This window comes from Actinotalea sp. JY-7876 (genome assembly GCF_014042015.1).
Lineage (GTDB): Bacteria > Actinomycetota > Actinomycetes > Actinomycetales > Cellulomonadaceae > Actinotalea.
The window spans coordinates 335,650-359,172 of record NZ_CP059493.1 but is presented as its reverse complement, the minus strand read 5'-3'; the positions used below and the strand labels follow the sequence as shown (position 1 = coordinate 359,172).

At 75.5% G+C, this 23,523-nt stretch carries 18 protein-coding genes; 8 read left to right on the top strand and 10 right to left on the bottom strand.

The genetic code is table 11. The annotated features are described in order from the left end of the window. Position 1 precedes the first annotated feature (1 nt). The 6 genes from H2O74_RS01740 to purL form a co-directional block, all read right to left on the bottom strand. The gene (locus H2O74_RS01740; RefSeq protein WP_182112855.1) at positions 2-304 is read right to left on the bottom strand and encodes a histidine kinase; all 303 of its coding nucleotides are present in this window, start codon (positions 302-304) and stop codon (positions 2-4) included. 34 nt (positions 305-338) lie between these two features. Next, on the bottom strand, positions 339-4,376 hold the full coding sequence (locus H2O74_RS01735; RefSeq protein ID WP_182112854.1) for an ExeM/NucH family extracellular endonuclease: 4,038 nt from the start codon (positions 4,374-4,376) through the stop codon (positions 339-341). A gap of 531 nt (positions 4,377-4,907) precedes the next feature. Then, positions 4,908-5,285 carry a sterol carrier family protein gene (locus H2O74_RS01730; RefSeq protein ID WP_182112853.1) on the bottom strand — a complete coding sequence of 126 codons (378 nt, stop codon included), beginning with the start codon at positions 5,283-5,285 and terminating at the stop codon, positions 4,908-4,910. 12 nt (positions 5,286-5,297) lie between these two features. Then, positions 5,298-6,635, bottom strand: coding sequence for an NADP-specific glutamate dehydrogenase (gdhA, locus tag H2O74_RS01725; RefSeq protein ID WP_182112852.1), 1,338 nt, complete (start codon positions 6,633-6,635; stop codon positions 5,298-5,300). Positions 6,636-6,785: 150 nt separating this feature from the next. Beyond that, entirely contained in the window at positions 6,786-7,538 is a 753-nt protein-coding gene (locus tag H2O74_RS01720; protein ID WP_182112851.1) for a copper homeostasis protein CutC, read from the bottom strand. 34 nt (positions 7,539-7,572) lie between these two features. Further along, positions 7,573-9,939 carry a phosphoribosylformylglycinamidine synthase subunit PurL gene (purL, locus tag H2O74_RS01715; RefSeq protein WP_182112850.1) on the bottom strand — a complete coding sequence of 789 codons (2,367 nt, stop codon included), beginning with the start codon at positions 9,937-9,939 and terminating at the stop codon, positions 7,573-7,575. Positions 9,940-10,229: 290 nt separating this feature from the next. On the opposite strand from purL, the gene H2O74_RS01710 reads away from it, so the two are divergent. Both H2O74_RS01710 and H2O74_RS01705 read left to right on the top strand, forming a co-directional pair. Then, complete coding sequence (locus H2O74_RS01710) at positions 10,230-11,078, top strand: DUF2599 domain-containing protein (RefSeq protein ID WP_182112849.1); 849 nt, start codon at positions 10,230-10,232, stop codon at positions 11,076-11,078. 53 nt (positions 11,079-11,131) lie between these two features. Then, positions 11,132-12,193, top strand: a complete 1,062-nt coding sequence (locus tag H2O74_RS01705) for an ATP-dependent DNA ligase (RefSeq protein WP_182112848.1) — start codon at positions 11,132-11,134, stop codon at positions 12,191-12,193. 3 nt (positions 12,194-12,196) lie between these two features. On the opposite strand, the gene H2O74_RS01700 is transcribed toward H2O74_RS01705, so the two are convergent. Continuing rightward, positions 12,197-12,808 carry a hypothetical protein gene (locus tag H2O74_RS01700; RefSeq protein ID WP_182112847.1) on the bottom strand — a complete coding sequence of 204 codons (612 nt, stop codon included), beginning with the start codon at positions 12,806-12,808 and terminating at the stop codon, positions 12,197-12,199. A 159-nt stretch (positions 12,809-12,967) separates the two neighbouring features. On the opposite strand from H2O74_RS01700, the gene H2O74_RS01695 reads away from it, so the two are divergent. After that, positions 12,968-13,750, top strand: a complete 783-nt coding sequence (locus H2O74_RS01695; RefSeq protein WP_220458001.1) for a phosphotransferase — start codon at positions 12,968-12,970, stop codon at positions 13,748-13,750. A gap of 30 nt (positions 13,751-13,780) precedes the next feature. Here H2O74_RS01695 and H2O74_RS01690 read toward each other — a convergent pair whose 3' ends face one another. Then, positions 13,781-14,725, bottom strand: coding sequence for an AraC family transcriptional regulator (locus tag H2O74_RS01690; protein ID WP_182112845.1), 945 nt, complete (start codon positions 14,723-14,725; stop codon positions 13,781-13,783). An 80-nt stretch (positions 14,726-14,805) separates the two neighbouring features. On the opposite strand from H2O74_RS01690, the gene H2O74_RS01685 reads away from it, so the two are divergent. Beyond that, positions 14,806-15,702: an SDR family oxidoreductase gene (locus tag H2O74_RS01685; RefSeq protein ID WP_182112844.1), complete on the top strand. Its 897-nt coding sequence runs from the start codon at positions 14,806-14,808 to the stop codon at positions 15,700-15,702. A 66-nt stretch (positions 15,703-15,768) separates the two neighbouring features. Next, positions 15,769-16,638 carry an alpha/beta fold hydrolase gene (locus H2O74_RS01680; protein WP_182112843.1) on the top strand — a complete coding sequence of 290 codons (870 nt, stop codon included), beginning with the start codon at positions 15,769-15,771 and terminating at the stop codon, positions 16,636-16,638. 156 nt (positions 16,639-16,794) lie between these two features. Here H2O74_RS01680 and H2O74_RS01675 read toward each other — a convergent pair whose 3' ends face one another. Both H2O74_RS01675 and H2O74_RS01670 read right to left on the bottom strand, forming a co-directional pair. Beyond that, positions 16,795-18,936: an acyl-CoA dehydrogenase gene (locus tag H2O74_RS01675; RefSeq protein ID WP_182112842.1), complete on the bottom strand. Its 2,142-nt coding sequence runs from the start codon at positions 18,934-18,936 to the stop codon at positions 16,795-16,797. Continuing rightward, a complete protein-coding gene (locus H2O74_RS01670; protein ID WP_309232668.1) occupies positions 18,933-19,787 on the bottom strand; it encodes a TetR family transcriptional regulator in 855 nt (284 codons plus the stop codon). Before H2O74_RS01670 ends, H2O74_RS01675 begins: the two co-directional genes overlap by 4 nt. A 134-nt stretch (positions 19,788-19,921) precedes the next feature. Here H2O74_RS01670 and H2O74_RS01665 point away from each other — a divergent pair, with 134 nt between their 5' ends. Genes H2O74_RS01665 through H2O74_RS01655 form a run of 3 tightly spaced genes read left to right on the top strand, consistent with a single transcriptional unit; the run spans position 19,922 to position 23,507 of the window. After that, positions 19,922-21,256 (top strand): acetyl-CoA C-acetyltransferase, encoded by a 1,335-nt coding sequence (locus tag H2O74_RS01665; RefSeq protein WP_182112841.1) that lies wholly within the window; start codon positions 19,922-19,924, stop codon positions 21,254-21,256. Then, positions 21,253-22,611, top strand: a complete 1,359-nt coding sequence (locus tag H2O74_RS01660) for a 3-oxoacyl-ACP reductase (protein WP_182112840.1) — start codon at positions 21,253-21,255, stop codon at positions 22,609-22,611. The genes H2O74_RS01665 and H2O74_RS01660 overlap by 4 nt, the downstream gene beginning before the upstream one ends. Beyond that, positions 22,608-23,507: a MaoC/PaaZ C-terminal domain-containing protein gene (locus H2O74_RS01655; protein ID WP_182112839.1), complete on the top strand. Its 900-nt coding sequence runs from the start codon at positions 22,608-22,610 to the stop codon at positions 23,505-23,507. The genes H2O74_RS01660 and H2O74_RS01655 overlap by 4 nt, the downstream gene beginning before the upstream one ends. The last annotated feature ends 16 nt before the right edge of the window (positions 23,508-23,523 follow it).

Genomic DNA, 23,523 nt, shown 5'->3' with positions numbered 1-23,523 from the left:
CTCAGCGGGTGCTGCGCCGGTCCGCGACCACGGCGACGACGGCCCCCGCGAGCGCACCCACCAGGGCACCCGTGAGCCCGACGAAGACGGTGACCGGACCGCGGCCGAGCTCCGTGGGCACGTCCGGGCCGAGGAGGACCAGCAGGACCCCGACCAGGGCCCCGAGCAGCACGCCGACCTGCACGAAGCGGCGGTACCGGGGCGCCCGGCGCACGCGCCCCTCGCGCGCGCGGGCGAGCTCGGCCGGCGTCGGGGCTCCCTCGTCGGGTGCCGGGCGCTGCGGGTCCTGCGGGGTCTGGCTCACCCCCGGAGTCTACGGAGGCGCGGGACGCCCCTCGTCACGGCGTCGCCGCGCACACCTGCCCGTCGAGCTCGAACGACACGGGCGTCGTCGGGCTGCCGAACCCGAGGAAGGCGAACGTCGACGACGCGCCCGGCCGCAGGGTGCCGCGGCTCGTGACCGTGACGTCGCTGCCGCGCTGGCGCAGGTCCGCCCCGAGGTCGAGCAGCACGCGCTCGCGGTTGGTGAACTGCCACGTCAGGTCCCACCCGCGCAGCCGCTCGTCACCGAGGTTGGTCACCTGCACGACCCCGAGGAACAGGCCGACGCCGAGCGGCTGGGCGACGTACTGCACGCCGCACGTCGCGGGCTGCTCCTGGGGCACGGCCACCGGCACCGTGAAGGAGAACGTCGTCCCCGTGGGGGTGACGGCCCCGGTGACCACGAGCTCCGTCGTGCCGGTGGGCAGCGGCGGCACCGTGAACGTCACGGCGGCGCGACCGACCTCGTCCGTGGTGTCGACGATCGTCGGGTCGACCGGTGCGGTGCCGACCTCGGCGCCGCCGGCGCTGAGCGCCACCTGCGCCTGCTGGCCCGTCGGGGTGCTGAAGAGCAACGACGAGAGCGAGACCGTGACCTCCTGGCCGGGGGCGAAGCCCTCCGCCGGGACGTCGCCCAGGTCGACGCCGACCGCGCGCTGCGTGAGGTCGGGGCCCACGGGGCTGAACTCGCCGAGGTAGTCGACGAAGGCCTGGAGGTCGACGCGACCGGAGTCCCGCCGGTCGGCGCCCTGGCCGAGGGTGACGAAGTTGTCCCCGCCGGCGGCGAGGAACGAGTTCGCGACGATCGTGTACCGGGCCGCGGGGTCGAGCGGCGCGTCGCCCACGAGCACGTCCGTGATGCGCTCGCCGGCGGCCGCCGTCGGGTCGTAGGTGTAGGTCAGGCCGGCGACGCCGAGCTTGAGGAAGGGCCGGCTGGCCCCCGCGGGCTGCCACTGCTCCTCGAGCACCTGCTCGACCTGGGCGCCGGTGAGGGTGAGGGTCGTCAGCGTGTTCGCGAACGACTGGACGGTCGCCGCCTCCCGGTAGGTGACGTTCCCGTCCGGGTCCTCGGGCCCGGACGAGGCGTAGGTCAGGTCGGCACGCAGGCCGCCCGGGTTCATGAAGGCGATCTGGGTGCCGACGTCGCGCGTGGCCCACAGCTGGACGTCGGCGACGAGGTTGTTCAGCGTCGACTCGCCGCCGCGGTTCTCCGAGCCGGTCGACTGCCGCGCGCGCAGCAGGTCTCCCGTGATCTGCCCGAGCGAGACCTTGCCGAGCTCGTCCGCCTCCGCGACCGCGTCGGCGACGATCTGGGCGACCTCCGGGTCCGCCGGGAACGCGGGGACGCCGCCCGGGGCGAGCGGCACGACCTCCGACGCGTTCGCGACGACCTCGCCCGTGGCGGGGTCGACCTCGAGCGTCACGTGCGCGAGCCCCTGGCCGTACTGGCCGCTCTGGACGACCGGGCGCGTCAGGCCCTCCGCCCAGCCGTCCACCGGGATCTGGTGCGCGTGCGCCTGGTGCGTGTGCCCGGCGAAGATCACGTCGACCTCGGGGCCGACGCCGGCGACGATCTGCCCGAAGACCGAGTCGTCGGTCGAGTCCGCGAGGTCGCCCGTCGCCGGTCCCTCGTGGACGAGCAGCACGACGACGTCGGCCTCGCCGTTGGCCTCGTCGCCGTCCGAGAGCTCGGCGGCCACGCGGTCGACCTCGGCCACCACGGGGCGGACCTCGAGGCTCTCGATGCCCGTCGGTCGCACGAGCGAGGGCAGCGCCTCGGTCACCGCGCCGACGAAGCCGACGCGCACGCCGTCGACCTCGGTGACCCACGACTCGTCGTAGGCCGGCTCACCGGTGGCGCGGTCGTAGAGGTTCGCGGCGAGGTACGGGAAGTCGGCCCGCGGGATCACGCGGTCGTCGAGGTCGACCCGCCCCTGGTCGAGCTCGTGGTTGCCGACGGCCGACACGTCGAGCCCCATGGCGTCGAGCGCGTCGAGCGTCGGCCGGTCCTGGCCGACGAAGGAGGTGAACGTCGAGGCGCCGATGTTGTCGCCGGCCGAGACGAACAGCGTGCTCGGGTTGGCCGCGCGGTAGGCGTCGACCGCCCCCGCGAGCACCGCGGCGCCGGCCGTCACGCCGTCGGGCTCGATGCGCCCGTGGAAGTCGTTGATCCCCAGCAGGTCGATCTCGACCGTGCCGCCGGCGCCCTCACCGTCCGCCGTGACGCCGAGCAGGATCGGGTCGTGGTCCGAGGCGCGGTAGACCGTCGTCGGGTCCGCCTGGGGGCCGGTGTACTGGTGACCGGACCACTCGTCGGCGTTGATGTCCCAGACGTCCGCACCGGTGACGCGCGCCGCGAACGACGGCGTCGCGAGCGCGTGGTCGAGGGAGCCGAGCTCGCCGTCGAAGGTGTAGGTCGCCGCACCGGGGTCGAGCGCCGGCACGAGGTCGACCCAGCCCTGCGAGGTGAGCTCGACGACCGGGTCCTCCTGCGCGTAGGCGTTGAGGTCGCCCAGCACGACGGCGTCCTCGACCCCGGTCTCGTCCTGGAGCCGGGTGACCAGCGCCAGCACCGCGCGGGCCTGCTCGACCCGCTCGGCGTTGAAGTGCCCCTGGCCGTCGGCGGGCTCCGCGCCGTCGCCGCCCTTGGACTTGAAGTGGTTCGCCACGACGAGGAACGCGCTGCCCTCGCCGGCGGGCGTCGTGAAGACCTGCGCGATCGGCTCGCGGGCGATGTCCCACACCGTCTCGTCGACGTCGGTCGCGGGGTCCCCGACCGGCGTGACGGCGGCCGGCCGGTAGATGATCGCATTCATGATCACGTCGGTGTCCGGGGCACCCTCGCCGACGAGTGCGGCGGGCGTCGCCACGTAGGCCCACTCCGGCCCGCCGGCCGCCTCGTTGAGGCCGGCGACGAGATCCGCGAGGGCGACGTCGGGCGTGCCGTCGCCGAAGTGGACCGAGTTCTCGATCTCCTGCAGGGCGACGACGTCGGCGTCGAGGGCCGAGATCGCGGCGACGATCTTCGCGCGCTGCACGGCGAGCGCCTCGGCCGTCGCGGCTCCGCGCGCGTCGGGGTCCTGGGACGTGAGGGTCGTGAAGTAGTTGAGGACGTTGAAGGCCGCCACCTGGAGGTCTCCGCCCACCTCCGCGGGGACGGCGGGGCGGGGGTTGAGCTCGGCGAACGTCGGCTCGAGCGCATCGTCGGTCGTGGCCGACAGCGGCGTCGTCGGCTGAAGGCGCCAGCGGTCGAAGCCGTAGTGGAGCACGTAGGCGAGGTCGCCGAACTGCGCGGCGTCTCCCGTGCGGACCGGGTCCGCGGTGAGGTACGGCTGGGTGGCGCTCGTGACCTGGGCGCTGCGGCCGTCGTCGAGCAGCAGGAGCCGGGCGTCGTTGGCCGCCGCGATCGCGTCGGCCTCGGGGCCGGGGCGCGCGATCTCCGTGCTCTTGACCGGCAGCGCGTCGCCCGCGGCGAGCCAGACCGACCCGAACCGGTCGACCTCGTGCGTCGACGCGACGAGGTAGCTGCCCTGCGGGCTGACGAGCATGCCCTCGAGCGCCTCGCGCGCCTCGCCGACGACGTCGTCCGGCAGCGGCGCGGGCGCGGGCAGCTCGCCGGCGCCCAGCACCTCGACGGCGGCGCCCGCCGCGCTCGCGCTGATCTGGGTGAGCCCGAAGTACTCCCCCGCGACGCCGGTGACGCGCACGAGGTCGCCGACGGCGGCGGTCGTCGTGCGGGAGCCGAGGAACACGAACACGCCGTCGGACGCGCCGGGGGTGGCGTCGACGTCGCCGCCCGAGCCAGAGGTCTGGACGTAGACGCCGCGGTATCCGCCCTCGCGGTGGTCGGCCGTGACCACGCCCTCGACGGTGACGGTGCTGCCGGCGAGCGGCGTGGCGTCACCGTCGCCCTGGACCTCGGCGATCGTGTGCGTCGCGGCGGCGGCGGCGACGTCGTCGGCCGCAGCGGGGGCGACGACACCGGCGACCAGGGCTGTCGCCCCGGCGGCGGAGAGTGCGAGGAGGCGCGTGGCACCGCGGCGCTGAGGATGCATCTGGGCGTGAACCTCCGGGGGCGTCCGAGCGTCGGCGACCGTGCCGACGCACGGACGTTAGACGCCGAACGGGTGAATGACCAGGCTCGCGTCACATTGCGTCATGCGCGCCATGACAGGTGCTCACCCGCCGGACACCGATCCCAGCATCCGGTCACGCCACCCACCGCAGACACCCCCACCCCGCCCCGTGCCGAGCGCGGAGCACCGTGCCACCCGCGGAGCGTCGTGCCCGAGTGCGGAGCCCTGTGCCTCGAGTGTGGAGCGGCGTGCCACGACTCGCCGGTGGGTCACGGCACGACCCTCCACACTCCCCGGGCGGAGCACCGTGCCGAGCGCGGAGCACCGTGCCACCCGCGGAGCGTCGTACCACCCGCGGAGCGTCGTGCCCGAGCGCGGAGCGCCGTGCCGCCAGTGCGGAGCGGCGTGCCACGACTCGCCGGTGTGTCACGGCACGACGCTCCACACTCCCCGGGCGCGGCTTCACGCTCCGCGCACGGTGCTCCGCGGGTGGCACCGTGCTCCGCGGCGTCAGCGGGGGCGGGTCGCCTGGAGGGGGAGGTGGCCGGAGAGGTCCGCACGCTCGCCGGACGCGTGGACGGCGCCCGACGACGTCGCCTCGGCCCACGTCAGTGCGCCCGTCGCCAGGGCGAGCCAGGTGGCCGGGTCGGTCTCGACGACGTTGGGGGGCGTGCCGCGCGTGTGGCGGGGCCCCGCGACGGCCTGCACGGCGCCGTCGGGCGGCACGCGGACCTCGACGGCGTTACCCGGGGCGACGTCGGCCAGCTCCTCGAGCGTGAACCGGACGGCGGTGCGCACGACGCCGCGCGGCGCCCCGCTCGGGTCGGCCCGCCACGCCGCCACGGCGGCGCGCCCCTCGGCGGGGTCGGTCCGGCGGCGCGGCGGCATGAGGTCGACCCGTCAGATGACGCCGAGCGCGAGCATGGCGTCCGCCACGCGACGGAAGCCCGCGATGTTGGCACCGAGGACGTAGTTCCCCGGGGCCCCGTACTCCTCGGCCGTCGCCGCGCAGCGGTCGTGGATGCCGACCATGATCGACGCGAGCCGCGACTCGGTGTGCTCGAACGACCACGAGTCCCGGGACGCGTTCTGCTGCATCTCCAGCGCCGACGTCGCCACGCCTCCCGCGTTCGCGGCCTTGCCGGGCGCGAACAGCACGCCGGCCTCCTGGAGCAGCGCGATGGCATCGGGCGTCGCCGGCATGTTCGCGCCCTCCGCGACGGCGACCACACCGTGGCCGATGAGCGCCTTCGCGTCGTCGCCGAGGAGCTCGTTCTGCGTCGCGCAGGGCAGCGCGACGTCGACCGGCACGTCCCAGATCCGGCCGTCCGTGACCAGCACGGCACCGGGACGCTCGGCGACGTAGTCGGCCGCGCGCCCGCGGCGCACCTCCTTGACCTCCTTGAGCAGCGCCAGGTCGACGCCGGCCTCGTCGAGCACGTAGCCCGAGGAGTCGGAGAAGGTCACGACGCGCGCACCGAGCTCCTGGGCCTTCTCGATCGCGTAGATCGCGACGTTGCCCGCCCCGGAGACGGCGACGCGCAGGCCGTCGAAGGAGCGGCCCGCGGTGCGGAGCATCTCCTGCGCGAACAGGACGGTGCCGTACCCGGTCGCCTCGGTACGGACGAGCGAGCCGCCCCACGTCAGGCCCTTGCCCGTCAGCACGCCGGACTCGTAGCGGTTGGTGATCCGCTTGTACTGGCCGAAGAGGAAGCCGATCTCCCGGCCACCGACGCCGATGTCACCCGCGGGGACGTCGGTGTACTCGCCGAGGTGGCGGTAGAGCTCCGTCATGAAGGACTGGCAGAAGCGCATGACCTCGCCGTCCGACCGGCCGCGCGGGTCGAAGTCGGACCCGCCCTTGCCGCCGCCGATCGGCATGCCGGTGAGCGCGTTCTTGAAGATCTGCTCGAACCCGAGGAACTTGACGATGCCGAGGTAGACCGACGGGTGGAATCGCAGGCCGCCCTTGTAGGGGCCGAGCGCGGAGTTGTACTCGACGCGGAAGCCGCGGTTGATCTGCACGCGGCCGGTGTCGTCGACCCACGGCACGCGGAAGATGATCTGGCGCTCGGGCTCGCAGATGCGCTCGAGGACGGCGGCGTCGGCGTAGTGCGGGTGCTTGCTCACCACAGGCCCGAGGGTGTCGAACACCTCGCGCACCGCCTGGTGGAACTCGGCCTCTCCGGGGTTGCGGCGCAGGACCTGCGCATAGACCGACTCGAGCGAGGCTTCCACGGTGTTCGTCCCTCCGACGTGCTGGTGCGTGCGGCGCTGCGCACGTGGGGTGCGGGGGCGCTCGTGCGCATCCGACAGGCCCGCCTCACAGCCGCGGGCGCCGCGGTGAGAGTAGTCGGCTCCACCGACCGAGGGATCGGGACGTCCGCCCTACGGCCACCCCCCGCCCGCGGTCCCTCCCCGACGGTACGCCCGGGCGAGCTCGACCACCGCCCCGACCGCCGAGCCGTCGGTCACGTCGCGCCCACCGCCCGCGCCGCCCCCGGGTCCGACGGGGCCACGGTCCTCGGCCTGACCGCGCGCCGACAGGTGTACGGCGTCCACGCCGGCCGCGAGCAGCCGGGGCACGTCGCGCGGCACGACACCGCCACCGGCCATGACCTCGATCCGGCCCGCCGCGGCCCGCACGAGGGCGCTCAGCGCGTCCACGCCGTCGCCCGCCCGTGGCGCACCGCCCGACGTCAGGACGCGCGCGACGCCCAGCCCGACCAGGCGCTCGAGGGCGTCCTCGCGGTCGACGACGACGTCGAGCGCACGGTGGAAGGTCACGGGGGCGCCGTCGGCCGCGGCGACGAGGGCGGCGACGGCCGGCTCGTCGACGGCGCCGCCCGCGGTCAGCGCGCCGACGACGACGCCGGTCGCCCCGGCCGCGAGCGCGTCACGCACCTCGGCCACGAGCAGCCGCCGCTCGTCGTCGTCGTGGACGAAGCCGCCTGCGCGCGGCCGGACCAGCACGTGCACCGGCAGCCCGACGTCTGCGACGGCCGCGACGGCGGCCGGCGTCGGGCTGAGCCCGCCCGTCGCGGCCAGGCCGGCGCACAGCTCGACGCGGTCGGCGCCCGCCGCGAGCGCGACGCGCGCGCCCGGCGCGTCCTGCACGGCGACCTCGACGGCGACGCTCACGCGCCCACCGCCGACGTCCTCACGCGCCGGGCCCTCAGCCGAACCAGTGCGGCAGCGTCGCGCGGTGCGCCTGCGACAGCTCCGCGAGCGTCGCCGTGAACAGGTCCTGGACCTCGAGCACCGGCCCGCTCTCGGGCGAGTCGCCGTCCGCCGGCGCGTCGTCCGTGGCGCCGATGCGCAGCACGGGGATGCCGCGCGCTGTGCACATGTCGCCGAAGCGGACCTCCTCGGTGCGGGGCACCGCGACGATCGCGCGCGCCGTCGACTCGGAGAACAGGGCGGTGAACGGCGTGATCCCGTCGCGCTCGCAGAGCTCGCCGAGCCACACGCGCGCCCCTGTCCCGTACCGCAGGCACGCCTCGACGAGCCCCTGGGCGAGACCACCCTCGGACAGGTCGTGCGCCGAGTCCACGAGGCCGTCCCGGGACGCGTTGACCAGGATCGCGGCGAGCGTCCGCTCGGCCGCGAGGTCCACGCGCGGCGGCAGCCCGCCGAGCTGGCCGTGGACGACGTCGGCCCAGGCCGAGCCGTCGAGCTCGTCGCGCGTCGTCCCGAGCAGGTAGATGGCCTGGCCGGGCAGGCGCCAGCCCGAGGGCGTCGCGCGCGCGACGTCGTCCAGCACGCCCAGGACGCCGACCACCGGCGTCGGGTGGATCGAGGAGTCGATCGTGCCCGGCTCGCCCGTGCCGTTGTAGAGGGAGACGTTGCCGCCGGTGACGGGGATGCCGAGCTCGAGGCAGCCGTCGGCCAGGCCCTCGATCGCCTGGACCAGCTGCCACATGGCGTCGGGGTCCTCGGGCGAGCCGAAGTTGAGGCAGTCGGTGACCGCGAGCGGGCGCGCGCCGGACGTGGCGACGTTGCGGTACGCCTCGGCGAGCGCGAGCTGCGCGCCCGTGTAGGGGTCGAGCTTGGCGTAGCGGCCGTTCGCGTCCGTCGCGAGGGCGACGCCCAGGCCCGTGGTCTCGTCGACCCGCACCACCCCGGCGTCGTCGGGCTGGGCGAGGGCGGTGTTGCCCTGCACGAAGCGGTCGTACTGGTCGGTGACCCAGGACTTGCTCGCCAGGTTGGGCGACGCGACGAGCCGCAGCAGCGTCTCGCGGAGCTCGTCTCCCGACGCGGGGCGCGCGTACCGGGCGGCGCCGTCCGGCCCGCTCACCGTGTCCGCCTGCAGGCCGTCGAGCCACGACGGGCGCGCGTAGGGGCGGTGGTAGACCGGCCCCTCGTGCGCGACCGTCTTCGGGTCGACGTCGACGATGCGGTGGCCGAAGTGGTCGATCGTCAGCCGGCCCGTGCCGGTGACCTCGCCGATCACGGCCGTCTCGACGTCCCAGCGGCCGGTGATGGCGAGGAACTCGTCGAGCTTGTCCGGCCGGACGACGGCCATCATGCGCTCCTGCGACTCCGACATGAGGATCTCGCCGGCCGTCAGCGTGGGGTCGCGCAGCAGGACCTTCTCGAGGTCGACGTGCATGCCGCCGTCACCGTTGGACGCGAGCTCCGACGTCGCGCACGAGATGCCGGCCGCGCCGAGGTCCTGGATGCCCTCGACCACCTGGGCCGCGTAGAGCTCGAGGCAGCACTCGATGAGCACCTTCTCCATGAAGGGGTCGCCCACCTGCACCGACGGGCGCTTCGAGGGCTTGGTGTCGTCGAACGTCTCGCTCGCGAGGATCGACGCGCCGCCGATGCCGTCGCCGCCGGTCCGGGCCCCGAACAGGACCACCTTGTTGCCCGCGCCCGACGCGTTCGCGAGGTGGATGTCCTCGTGGCGCAGCACCCCGACGCACAGCGCGTTGACGAGCGGGTTGCCCTGGTAGGACGCGTCGAAGACGACCTCGCCGCCGATGTTGGGCAACCCGAGCGAGTTGCCGTAGCCGCCGACGCCGGCGACGACCCCGTGCACGACGCGCGCCGTGTCCGGGTGGTCGATCGCGCCGAAGCGCAGCTGGTCCATGACGGCCACGGGGCGCGCGCCCATCGAGATGATGTCGCGCACGATGCCGCCGACGCCGGTCGCGGCGCCCTGGTACGGCTCGACGAAGCTCGGGTGGTTGTGGCTCTCGACCTTGAACGTCACGGCCCAGCCGTCGCCGATGTCGACCACGCCCGCGTTCTCGCCGATGCCGACGAGCAGGTGCTCGCGCATCGCGTGGCTGACCTTCTCGCCGAACTGGCGCAGGTGGACCTTGGAGGACTTGTACGAGCAGTGCTCGGACCACATCACCGAGTACATCGCGAGCTCGGCGGCGGTCGGGCGTCGGCCCAGGAGGTCGACGATCCGCAGGTACTCGTCGGTCTTGAGGCCGAGCTCCGCGTACGGCAGCGCGACGTCGGGCGTGCTCGCCGCGTGGTCGACGGTGTCGGGAGCGGCGGTCGGCTGGGCGGCGTCGGTCGTGGTCATCGATTCCCTACCGGGAGAGCCAAGGGGACGCCGCCAGGCTACCGGCGCCCTCCGACACCGGTGCGGCCGTCTCGCGCCCGACGCAGCGGCACGGCGCAGCACGGCGAGCGCCGCCGGGGCCGCGGGCGGCCGGCGTCGGATGTTCGAACGCGCACATCCGTGCACCTGGCCAGGGAAAGTACGCGGCCACCTGTGCGGATGCGCGGATGCGAGCATCCGTACCGGTTCGTCCACCCGCGGGTGGTGGCGTGGGGGGTGGCGCGCCCGGGAGCATGGGGGCGGAGGTGTCCGTGCCCCTGATCCCCCGGCGTGCCCGCGCCGTCGTCGTGCTGGCGCTCGTCGGCGCGCTCGCGGCGTGCGCCCCAGCGGGCCCCGCGCCGACGACGCCGCCCGCCGCCACCCACCCCTCGCCCTCGACCGAGCCGGGGACGACGGCGACCGTCACGGTGGTCCCGCAGGACGCCGCACAGGCGCGCGCCGCCGGGGCACCGGCGGGTGTCGGCGGCATGGTGGCGGTGCTCCTCGCGCCCACCGCCGGGCCGCCGTCCACCGCCGACGGCGCCACCCGGTGGACGTGGTCGTACGCGCCCGAGGTCCTGACGGCCGTCGCCGAACCCCTCCTGCTCGCGGCGCCCGACGGCGGCTCCTTCCGCACCGAGGACGACGGTTCCGTGCTCGTCCTCGACGCCGCCGGCGCCCCGGTCGCCGCCCTCGCCCCGCCGAGCGCGAGCGCCGGGCGGGCGACCTGGTCCCTGCGGACCGACGACCTCGTCGCGCTCCACCTCCAGGGCGACTCGGGCATCGGCGGCGCGGGCCAGGCCGCCGACGCACCCGCGACCGTCGAGGTCCACGCGTCGGCGGCCGACGTCACCCTCGAGTCCGCGACGTGGGGCGACCGCGAGGGCGGCCGGTCCCTCGCCGTCGACCCGACGCCGTGGGCCCGCACCTCGGGGCTGGCCGCCATCGCCCTGCTCGAGGCACAGCTGGTGGCGATGGAGCCCGAGGCCGGTACGCCCGTGATGCACGACCAGCTCGTCTGCCACGCCGTCGGCGCCCCGGACAAGAAGACCTGGAACCTCGAGCCCTGGCGGCCCGACGTCGGCCTGATCGGCGTCCTCGCGGCGCGGTGCAACCCGTGACCGAGCCCGGCGCAGGCCTCGCCCGTGTCGGCGGCAGCCACCACACTGGGCCGATGGACCTGCCGGTGATGCCGCCCGTCGCCCCGATGCTCGCGAAGTCCGCGGCCGAGATCCCGCCCGGCCAGCTCTACGAGCCCAAGTGGGACGGCTTCCGCTCGGTCGTCTTCCGGGACGGCGACGACGTCGAGATCGGCAGCCGCAACACCAAGCCGATGACGCGGTACTTCCCCGAGGTCGTCGAGGCGGTCCGGCGCGAGCTCCACGCGCGGTGCGTGGTCGACGGCGAGATCGTCGTCGCGAGCGCCGACGGCTCGGGACTCGACTTCGAGGCGCTCCTGCAGCGCATCCACCCGGCGGAGTCGCGGGTGCGCCTCCTCGCGGAGCAGACGCCCGCGGTGCTCGTGGTCTTCGACCTCCTGGCGCTGGGCGACGAGGACCTCACGGGACGCCCGTTCGCCGAGCGGCGGGCCGCGCTCGAGAGGGCGGTCACCGGCGGCGGGCCGGGCGTCTACCTCACGCGCACGACGACGGACCTGGCGGAGGCCACGCGGTGGTTCTCCCTCTTCGAGGGCGCGGGGCTCGACGGCGTCGTGGCCAAGCGCCCGGACCTGCCCTACCAGCCGGACAAGCGCGTCATGACCAAGGTCAAGCACGAGCGGACGGCGGACTGCGTGGTCGCCGGTTACCGCGTCCACAAGGCCGACGACGCCGCCGTCGGCTCGCTCCTGCTCGGCCTGTACGACGACGCGGGCACGCTCACCTCGATCGGGGTGACCAGCTCGTTCCCGATGGCGCGGCGGCGCGAGCTGTTCGCCGAGCTGCAGGCGCTGGTCACGGACGCCGCGGACCACCCGTGGACCGCACAGGCCCAGGCCTCCGGCACGCGGACCCCGACGGAGGCCGCCGGCAGCCGGTGGAACTCGGGCAAGGACCTGTCGTTCGTGCCGCTGCGGCCCGAGCGCGTCGTCGAGGTGCGCTACGACCACATGGAGGGCACGCGGCTGCGCCACACGGCGCAGTTCGCGCGCTGGCGTCCGGACCGTGAGCCCGAGAGCTGCACCTTCGCGCAGCTCGAGGTGCCCGTGCGGTTCGCCCTGTCGGACGTGCTGGGCTGAGGCTCAGGCGAGCGCGAGGGTCCCGACCAGGGACCGGATCTCCGCCAGGCCGGCGTCGTCGGGCGTGGTCGTGAGCTCGACCAGCACGTACTGGCCGGCCTGCGTCTGCAGGTGGATCTCGGCGTGCCACGTCGCGGTCGACGCGCCGGCCTCCTCGGCCGTCTCGCTGACCACGTCGACGCCCGCGAGCGCGGCGCCGGGGACGTCGAGCCGGTAGCCCTGCTCGCCGGTCATGCCGTGCCAGCCGCCGCTCCACGTGCTCTCGCCCTGGAGCACGCTGACCTCCAGGACGCGCGTCGCCGGCGTGGCCGGGTCGACGTGCTTGCGGTACTCCCAGCCGCCGGGCGCCGGCAGCCCGAGGTCCGCCCACCCGGCGGGGACGGCGTAGGTGAGGACGCCGAGCGTCGCGGCCGCCCAACCCTCGGGGACGCCCGCCGTGACGCCCTCGAGCGCCGGCAGGTCCGCGACCGTGGCGGGCTCCGCGACGGTCGCGGCCTCCGCGGCGGCCGACGGCTCGCCCGAGGTGGACGCCGCGCACGCCGTCAGGGTGCCGAGCAGGGTCAGCGCCGCCGCCAGCCGCAGGGGCCGCCGTGCCGCGCGCGTCGTGCTCGTCATGGGTCTCCCTCGTCGGTCCTGCACCGGCCGTGCGCCCTGCCCTGCATCGGCACGCGGCGCGCGCACCTGGAGCAGATGACCATGTGCAGCGCCTCACAGGCGTCCGACCGCGGGCGGATACGTGGCGCCGCGTCGCCCCCGACCGGCAGGATGGGCCAGGTGCAGACCTTCCCCGAGACCGCCGGTGTCGCGGAGACGCCGCTCACGGGCGGCAACGTCACCACCGGCCTGGTCCGCGTGGGTGACACCGTCCGTCGGCCGGCCGGCCCGCAGACGCCCGCCGTGCACGCGCTGCTGGAGCACCTGCACGACGTCGGCGTCCGTCACGCGCCGCGCAGCCTGGGCATCGACTCGCGCGGCCGCCACGTCCTCGAGTACGTCGAGGGCGAGGTCGCGCACCCCGCGCCCCCGGGGGCGCCGCCGCTGGACCCGGCCGCCGTGGGCCGCGTCGCACGCGAGCTCCACGACGCCCTGGACGGCTGGCAGCCGCCGGCCGAGGCCGTCTGGGTCTGCCCCATCCCGTCGGACGGCGCCGACCTCGTGATCCACCACGACCTCGCCCCGTGGAACCTCGTCGTCGCGCCCGACCGCCTCGTGGTCATCGACTGGGACGCCGCCGCGCCCGGGACGCGGACCTGGGACCTCGCCTACCTCGCCCACGGCCTCGTGCCGCTCGACCCCGGGACGCCGGTCGACGTCGCGGCCGCCGGGCTCGCTGCCCTCGCCGACGGCTACGGCCTGGACGACGCCGGCCGCGAGCGCCTGCTCGCCACGCTCGGCCCGCGCACGTGGTCGATGCACACGCTGCTGGCCGACGGCCATCGCACCGGTGAGCAGCCGTGGTCGCGCCTGTGGGACGAGGGCCACGGCACGGTCTGGGAGCGTGACGCCCGCTGGACCGAGCAGCACGCGGACGCCTGGCGCCGCGCCCTCCTCGGCTGACCCCGCCGTGCCCGGTCGTGCGTCGGGGGATCAGACCTCGGCCAGGCGCTCGCGGTACGACCGAGGGCTCACACCGCGCACCCGCTTGAACGCGGTGCTGAGGGCGAACGGCGTGCTGTAGCCGACCTGGCGCGCCACGGCGGCGAGCGTCGCGTCCGGGCGCGTGAGCAGGTCCGCCGCGAGCGCGATCCGCCACGCGGTGAGGTACGCCATCGGGGACTCCCCCACGAGGTCCGTGAACCGGCGCGCGAAAGCGGCACGCGAGACGCCGGCGGCGTCCGCGAGCCGCACCACCGTCCAGGGCTCCGCCGGCTGCTGGTGGATGCGGCGCAGTGCGGCGCCCGCGACCGGGTCGGCCCAGGCGCGGTACCAGGCGGGCGCGCCGGCGCCCTCACGGGCGAACCACGACCGCAGGGCCGTGATGAGCAGGAGGTCGAGGAGGCGGTCGAGGACCGCCGTCTGGCCGGGCTCCTCGCGACCGATCTCGGCCGCGAGCATCGACACGAGCGTCGCGACGGCCTCGTCCCCGCGCGGCACGACGACGACCTGCGGCAGCGCGCGCAGCAGCCGCCCGCTGACCTCACCCGCGAGCTCGTACGTGCCGACCACCAGGTGCGTCGACCCGTCCGCCGCGTTGCCCCACGCCCGCACGCCGAGGTACCAGGCCTCCGCGAGCGCGACGCCGTCCGGGGTCGTGCACTGCTGTCCCGGGTGGATGACCGCCTGGGGCGGCGTGCCGACGTCGTCGGCGACGAGGTACGGCTCCGGGCCGCGCACGACGGCGACGTCGCCCGGTGCCAGGCGCGCGGTGGTCCCGTCGGCCGTCCGGACCACCGAGGCGCCGCGGACCTGGGCGAGCACCGTGATCGGCGCCCGGTCCTGGACGCGCAGGGCCCAGGGCGGCTCGAGGACGCCGCGCAGCAGGAACGCGCCGCGGGCCCGCGGGCCGTCAAGGAGTCCGGTGAGCGCGTCCATCCGACGACCGTAGACGATCGCGTATGCAGATGCGCCTTTCCGCGATGGATCGTCCAGCGGACTCGGGCTTGGCTGGGGTCATGACCACACAGCCCACGGCCGCCCGTCCCGAGCCGCCGACCACCCGACCGTCCACCGCCGACGCACCGACCCGCCCCGCGGCCGGCACCACGCTCGTCACCGCCGGGTCCGGCAAGACCGGCCGCCGCGTCGTCGCCCGCCTGGAACGCCTGGGCGTCCCGGTCCGTGCGGCGTCCCGCTCGACCTCGCCCGCCTTCGACTGGCACGACCCGTCCACCTGGCCCGCCGCGCTCGACGGCATCGACGCCGCCTACCTCTGCTACGTGCCCGACCTCGCCGTCCCGGGCGCCACGCAGACCCTCGAGGCCGTCGTCGACGAGGCGCAGCGTGCGGGCGTCCGCCGCGTCGTCCTGCTCTCAGGGCGCGGCGAGGTCGAGGCGCAGCGCGCCGAGCGCGTCGTGCAGCGCGACGGCCTCGCGTGGACGGTCGTGCGCAGCGCCTGGTTCCTGCAGAACCTGAGCGAGGGGTTCTTCGCCGAGGCCGTCGCCGCGGGTGAGCTCGCTCTGCCCGTGGGGGACGTCCGCGAGCCGTGGGTCGACCTCGAGGACGTCGCCGACGTCGTCGTCGCGGCGCTCACGCAGGAGGGTCACGCTGGGCGGACCTACGAGGTGACGGGTCCGCGCCTGCTCACGTTCGACGACCTCGCGGCCGAGATCACGCGGGGCGTCGGCCAGCCGGTCCGCTTCCGCCGCTCGACCCTCGCCGAGCTGCAGGCGGACCTGCGCCCCTACGGCGACGGGCTCGTCGAGCTGATGACCTACCTGGTCACCGAGGTGCTCGACGGTCGCAACGCGTCGCTCGCGCACGGCGTGCACGAGGCACTCGGACGAGCGCCGCACGACGTCTCTGAGTACGTGCGGGCGGCCGCGGCGACGGGCACCTGGCACCGCCCCTGAGCGCGGACCGCGGGCCGTCGCGGTGGTCCCCGGGCGCCGGCGGGCCGGCCGTGGTGTGCTGCCCCGGTGGACACCTTCCGGCGCGACGGCCTGACCTTCGACGTGCACGACCACGCACCGGCCGGCGCACCGCACGGTGCCGCGGGGTCGGCGCCCACGGGCACCGCCGTGCTGCTCCACGGCTTCCCGCAGGACGCGTCGGCGTACGACGCCGTCGTGCCGCTGCTGACCGGTGCGGGACTCCGCGTCCTCGCGCCGGACCAGCGTGGCTACTCGCCCGGCGCCCGTCCCGCCGGCCGGCGCGCGTACGCGGTCCGTGAGCTCGTGGCGGACGTCGTCGCGCTGCTCGACGCGGCCGGCGTGGAGCGCGCCCACGTCGTCGGGCACGACTGGGGCGGCGCCGTCGCGTGGTCGCTCGCCGGGCGCCACCCGGAGCGGACGGCGTCGCTGACCGTGCTCTCGACACCGCATCCCGCGGCGATGGCCGCCGGCCGCGGGGACCAGGTCCGGCGCTCGTCGTACATGCTCTGGTTCCAGGCCCCGAAGGTCCCGGAGGCCCTGCTCCTGCGCCGCGACGCCGCGCTGCTGCGGCGCTTCCTCGCCGGATCGGGGCTGGAGCCGCACCTGGTGGACCACTACGCCACCCGCATGAGCGAGCCCGGCGCCCTCACCGCGGCGCTGGGCTGGTACCGCGCGCTGCCCGTGAGCCGCAGCCGAGGCAAGGGCGCAGCCAAGAGCCGCGGCTCCGGCCCCACGCCCGTGCCGACCACCTACGTCTCGGGCCGCCGGGACCCGTTCTTCGCCCCCGACTCCGTGCGGGCGACCGGCCGCTACGTCACCGGCCCGTACCGCCACGTCGAGCTCGACGCCGACCACTGGCTCCCCGAGCACCGCCCGGACGACGTCGCCGCGGCCGTGCTCGCCCACCTGCGCTGACCCGCCCGCCTGGGCCCCGTCCCTCACGCGACGACCCGCCGAGCACGTCCGTTCCCACCGAGCACGTCCGCCGCACAGGACGCGCTCGCGTGGGACGGACGTGCTCGGCGGGCGAGGCCGGCGAGGCCGGCGACGCGTCGCGGCTCGCGGGCGCCGTCAGACCGGGCTCGGCGCCGAGGGGGCGACCGGGGGCGCCGGCACGGCCGAGGACGGCCCCGTCGTCGCGGGCCGGACGCCGTTCTTGGCGACCGACTTCTCCGGGATGGGCAGGTCCCCCGTGGCCCGCAGGCGCCGGTAGTAGTCCCGCGCCTCGTCCTGCCGCTGGCCCTCGGCGCCGCTCGCGATCGCGGCACGCACGTGCTCGGGGCCGTAGCCGAAGGCGTCGACCAGGTCCTGCGCGTGCGGGCGCAGGCGCGTCAGCAGGCGGTCGACGTAGGACGTCACGGTCCGCGCACGGCCCGCGGAGAGCCGGCCGTGGATGAGGTACCAGGCCAGGTTGCGCTCGATCGTCACGAGGCCGAACAGGTCGCGCAGCCACGTCAGGACCTGCCGCGTGCCCGGGTCCTGGACCTTCTCCAGGCCCGCGGTGAACGCCTCCCACTGGAGCAGGTCGGCGTGCGCCCGCGCGCACTCGATGAGCGCGTGCTGGTGCTCGTTGAAGCGGCGCGAGGCCTCCTCGCGGGGCGCCTTCATCGCGGGTCGCAGCGCCTCGGCCACCTCCGCGACCATCGTCTCGACGCGGTCGGTGAGCAGCTCGCGCTGGGTGCTCGTCTCCCGCAGCTGGCCCGCCGAGCGACGCGCGTCGCCGCCGTCGGACAGCGTCTGCACCACCCGCAGCAGCGGCGTGCGGTGCAGCGCGACGTCGGCGGCGCGGCCGGCGACGTAGCGCGCGACGCCGCCCGCGTCGATGTCCTTGAACTCCTTGGCGTGGTCGGCGAGCAGGCGCTTGGCCACGAGCTGGAGCAGCACGGTGTTGTCGCCCTCGAAGGTCACGTAGACGTCGAGGTCGGCGCGCAGCGACGTGAGCCGGTTCTCCGTGAGGAAGCCCGCGCCCCCGCACGCCTCGCGCGCCCCCTGGAGCGCGGCCAGGGCGTGCCAGGTCGACGCCGGCTTGAGGGTCGCCGCGATGGTCTCGAGGTTCTCGCGGTCCTCGTCCGTGTCGCTCGCGCCGGAGAACACGGCGTCGAACGTCTCCAGCAGCCGCTCGTGCGCGAAGGCGCCCGCGTAGGTCTGCGCCAGCAGCGGGAGCAGGCGCCGCTGGTGCTCCGCGTAGTCGAGGAGCACGACCTCCTCGTTCGACTGCGGTCCGGCGAACTGGCGGCGCTGGTTGGCGTAGGTCACCGCGATGATCATCGCGAGCTTGCCGACGTTCACGGCGGCGCCGTCGAGGGAGACGCGGCCCTGCACGAGCGTGCCGAGCATGGTGAAGAAGCGGCGGCCCGGGCTCGGGATCGGCGAGGAGTACGTGCCGTCGGCCGCGACGTCGCCGTAGCGGTTGAGCAGGTTCGCCCGCGGGACGCGCACGTGGGTGAAGTGCAGGCGGCCGTTGTCGATGCCGTTGAGCCCGCCCTTGAGGCCGTCGTCCTCGCCCCCGATGCCCGGCAGGAACTCCAGCGTCTCCGGGTCGCGCAGGGGCACGTAGAACGCGTGCACGCCGTGGTTGACCTTCGGCCCGCCGGGCGCCGCCGTCACCAGCTGCGCGAAGACGACGGCGGCCGTGCCGTGCACCGCGGCGTTGCCGAGGTAGTCCTTCCACGCGGCCCGGAAGGGCGTGTGCAGGTCGAACTCCTGCGTCTGCGGGTCGTAGGTCGCCGTCGTGCCGATGCTCGCGACGTCGGAGCCGTGGCCGGTCTCCGTCATCGCGAAGGCACCGGGGACGTCGACGGACATGGCGCCCGGCAGCAGGCGCGCGTGGTGCTCCTCGGTGCCCAGGTGCAGGATCGCCGACGCGAACAGGCCCCACTGGACCCCCGCCTTGATCTGCAGCGACGGGTCCGCCGTGATGACCTCCTCGAACCGCGCGAGGCTGCCGCCGTGGTCGTCGGCCCCGCCCAGCTCGGTCGGGAAGGAGCGGAGCACGTCGCCCTCGGTCGCGAGGATGCGCAGCTGCTCGAGCACGCGCTCGCGGTGCACGTCCGTCGACTGACCCTCGACGCGGTGGAAGCGCGGGTCCTTGAGGAGCTCGCGCGCCGCGCGGCGGATCGGCGCCCAGCGTCCGAGCAGCACCTCCTCCAGCGCGGGGACGTCGACGCGCGGCTCGCTCGTTCCGCGCGCTCGCTTCTCGCTCAGGGTGGTCATGGCTGCTCCTCGTCGTTGAGGCCGGCGGCTGCCGGGTTCTCGGCGGTGGTCGGGTCGTCGGCGGGGTCGTGAGCGGGGTCGTCGTGGGCGGGGCGCGCCGTGCGGGTGCGGGCCAGGACGCTCACGGGGCCCGCCCAGAGCCAGGCCGTGATGCGCTCGACGAGCTCCTCGCGCGTGGGCGCACCCGGTGCGTCGCGGTGCGTGAGCCACCAGTCGCCCGTGCCGCGGACGAAGCCGACGGCGCCGGCGGCCCAGACGTCGGCCTGGCGCGCGGCGCCGACGTCGGCCCCGTCGCCGTCCTCGTCGTCGCGGTCCTCGGTCAGCACGCGGGCGAACGGCCGCGCGACGAGCGCCGCGACGGCCTCGAGGAAGTGGCCCAGGGGCGCCGAGGCGTCCTCGGAGACGGGGCGCGTGACGAACCAGTAGACGTTCGGCGAGGTCTCGACCATGGCGAGGTAGACGTCGATCATCGAGCGCAGGCCCTCGCGCGGCGTCGCGGCGCGGCTGGACGCCTCGTCGAGCGCCGCGTGCATCTGCGCGACGACGGCCTCGCCGACCGCGACCTGGAGCCCGGTCTTGTCCACGAAGTAGCGGTAGACGATCGACTTGGACGTCCCGGCGGCCGCCGCGATCTCCTCCATCGAGACGTCCGGTCCAATGCGGTGCACGGCGCGACGGGCGGCCCGCACGAGCTCGGCGCGGCGCGCGGCGCGGTGGTCGTCCCAGCGGCGCGAGCGGCCGTCGGCCGCCTCGGTGTCCGGCTGCCCGCTCACGGGCGGCCCGCCGACGGCGCGCTCGGGCGCGGCGTCGGTCAGCGGCTCCGGCGACGTCGCCGGTGTGATCGGACTCACGAAACCGACGGTATCAGGTACTGTCGGTCCCAGGCACTACCAGCACCGCTCCCGGCAGACCCGGGACGGTGGTCCCGGTAGGCGCGTGCACCACCATCGCTGCTCGACGACGACGCGAGAGGACCCCGTTCCCCATGGCGGCACCCACCACCCCCGCACCCACGCCACCGCAGACCCCGGCAGGCGCCCCGCGCCGCGCGGTGGTCGTGGGCGGCAACCGCATCCCGTTCGCCCGCTCGGGCGGCCCCTACGTCCGGGCGAGCAACCTCGACATGCTCGGGGCCGCGCTCGACGGCCTCGTCGCGCGCTTCGGCCTGGCCGACGAGCGCATCGGCGAGGTCGCGGCGGGTGCCGTCCTCAAGCACTCCAAGGACTTCAACCTGGCGCGCGAGGCCGTCCTCGGGTCGCCGCTCTCACCCGAGACCCCCGCCTACGACCTGCAGCAGGCGTGCGCGACCGGCCTCGAGACCGTCGTCGGGCTGAGCAACAAGATCCGCCTCGGCCAGATCGAGTCGGGCATCGCGGGCGGGGTGGACTCCACGTCGGACGCGCCGATCGTCGTGAGCGACCCGCTGCGCCGCATCCTGCTCGACCTGTCGCGGGCCCGGACGCCGCAGCAGCGGCTGGCCGCCGTCGCCCGGCTACGCCCCGCGCACCTGGCGCCCTCGGCGCCGACCACCGGCGAGCCGCGGACCGGCCTGTCCATGGGTGAGCACCAGGCCCTGACCACCGCCGCCTGGAAGATCACCCGCGAGGCGCAGGACGAGCTCGCGCTCGCGAGCCACCACAACCTCGCGGCGGCCTACGACGCCGGGTTCTTCGACGACCTGCTCACGCCCTACCGGGGCCTGACGCGCGACGCGAACCTGCGCGCCGACACCTCGCTCGAGAAGCTCGGGGCCCTCAAGCCGGTCTTCGGCAAGACCCTGGACACCCCGCCGACCATGACCGCGGGCAACTCCACCCCGCTGTCCGACGGCGCCTCGACGGTGCTCCTCGCGAGCGACGCGTGGGCCGCCGAGCGCGGTCTTCCCGTGCTCGCGTCGATCGTCGACGCCGAGCCGGGCGCCGTGGACTTCGTGCACGGCCGCGACGGGCTGCTCATGGCGGGCGCGCACGCCGTGCCGCGCCTGCTGGCCCGCAACGGGCTCACCCTCCAGGACTTCGACTTCTACGAGATCCACGAGGCGTTCGCGGCCACCGTGCTGTGCAACCTCGCCGCGTGGGAGTCCGAGGAGTTCTGCCGCGAGCGCCTCGGGCTGCCGGGTGCGCTGGGGTCGATCGACCGCAGCCGCCTCAACGTCCACGGCTCGTCGCTCGCCGCCGGGCACCCGTTCGCCGCCACGGGCGGCCGCATCGTCGCGACGCTCGCCAAGGCGCTCGCCGCCAAGGGCCCGGGCAGCCGCGGTCTCATCTCGGTCTGCGCCGCGGGTGGCCAGGCCGTCGTCGCGATCATGGAGGCAGCGTGACCGACACGTACCTGGGCCTGGTCAACTCCGGGCTCACGAAGAAGATCGCCAAGCAGCTCGGCCTCCCCCGGCCCGCGGTGCTGCGCCGCCACGACCCGGCGGCCCCGCTGGTGCCCGGCCCCGTGCTCGTGGTGCCGGACGCGGGCGCCGAGGCGGACGCCGACGCGATCGCCGAGCAGCTGCTCGCGTGGGACCTCGACGTCCACCGCCACCCGACGGGCGACGCCGACCGCTTCGGCGCGATCGTCCTGGTCCTGACGCACGTCGCGGCGCCGGCCGACCTCACGCAGCCGATGCTGTCCGTCGCGCCCGCCGTGAAGCGGCTCGCCCCGGGCGGCCGCGTCGTCGTCGTCTCCCGCGAGCCCGGCGAGCCCGGCGCCGTCGCGGCACCCGTGGCCGCGGCCCGGCAGGGCGTCGACGGCATGCTGCGCTCGCTGGCCAAGGAGCTGCGCGGCGGCGCGACCGGCAACGGCATCGTCCTGGCCGAGGGCGTGGACGTCACGGCGCCGAGCGCGGTCGGCGCCCTGCGCTTCCTGCTCTCGGGCCGGTCCGCGTACGTCGACGGGCAGCCGCTGCACGTCACGTCGTCGGGCGGCGCGCTGCCGGCCGACTGGGACAAGCCGCTCGAGGGCCAGGTCGCCGTCGTCACCGGCGCCGCGCGCGGCATCGGCGCGGCGATCGCCCGCACCCTGGCGCGCGACGGCGCGACGCTCGTCGTCGTCGACGTGCCCGCGGCCGGTGAGGCCCTCGCCGCCGTCGCGAACGAGGTGCACGGGACCGCGCTCCAGCTCGACGTCACCGCCGACGACGCCGCGGCGCGGATCCTCGCGCACGTCGGCGCCCGCCACGGGCGCCTCGACGTCGTCGTGCACAACGCCGGCGTGCTGCGCGACAAGCTGCTGGTCAACATGACGCCCGAGAAGTGGGACCCGGTGCTCGCGGTGAACGTCACGGCGCCGCTGCGGATCACCGAGGAGCTGCTGGGGTCCGGCTCGCTGGGCGCCGCGCCGCGCATCATCGCGCTCGCCTCGACGAGCGGCATCGCCGGCAACCGCGGCCAGACGAACTACGGCGCGTCCAAGGCCGGCGTCATCGGGATGGTGCGCGCGTTCGCGCCCCGCCTGGCGGCGCTGGGCGGGACCGCGAACGCCGTCGCGCCGGGGTTCATCGAGACCGACATGACGGCGAGCATCCCGTTCGCGACGCGCGAGTTCGCCCGTCGCCTGTCCTCGCTGCAGCAGGGCGGGCAGCCGGTCGACGTCGCCGAGGCGATCGCGTTCCTCGCGTCGCCGCAGGCCGGGGGCGTCAACGGCCAGGTGCTGCGCGTGTGCGGCCAGAGCCTGGTCGGCGCATGAGGACCGGCCGGCAGGTCGTCGAGCTGCGCACCATGCCGCCGCTCGCGCGCACGTACGTCAAGGGCGTCACGACGTCGGCGGTCGCGATGATGGCGCCGCGGCGCCCGGTCGCACCCGAGCAGCTGCCCGCCGTCGACCTGCGCGTGCACCACGTGCGGGCCGACGTCGAGCGGCTCACCGCGTACCAGCACCTCGTGGGCGAGCCCGCGGGCGACGTCCTGCCGGCCGGGTTCCTGCACGTGCTCGCCTTCCCGCTGCAGACGGCACTGATGATCCGCGGCGACTTCCCGCTGCCGCTGCTCGGGATGGTGCACGTGGCCAACCGGGTGGAGCAGCACCGGCCCGTGCGCCTCGACGCGCCGCTCGACGTGCAGGTGGGCGCGCGCGACCTGCGGCCGCACCACGCCGGGACCGTCGTCGACCTGGTCGGCGAGATCAGCGTCGACGGCCTCGTCGTGTGGTCCGGCACGTCGACGTACCTCGCGCGCGGCGTGCGCGTCGCGGGCGCCGCGCGGCCCGAGAAGGAGCCGCGCTTCGCCTGGATCCCGCCGACGCCCACCGGGCAGTGGCGCCTGGGCGCGGACGTGGGGCGGCAGTACGCCGAGGTCTCGGGCGACCGGAACCCGATCCACACGTCCGCGCTCGCGGCGAAGGCGTTCGGGTTCCCGCGGGCGATCGCGCACGGCATGTACACGGCCGCCCGGGCCCTGGCCGACGTCGGGCCGGCGGCGCGCGGCGACGCGTACCGCTGGGACGTCGAGTTCGCGGCGCCGGTCCTGCTGCCGGGCACGGCCTCGGTCCGCGTGTCTCCCGACGACGACGGCTACGGCTTCGTGGCGTGGGACGCCCGCAGGGCGCGCAAGCACCTCGAGGGCCGGGTGGTCCCGCTCGGCTGAGGCCGGACGCCCGGCG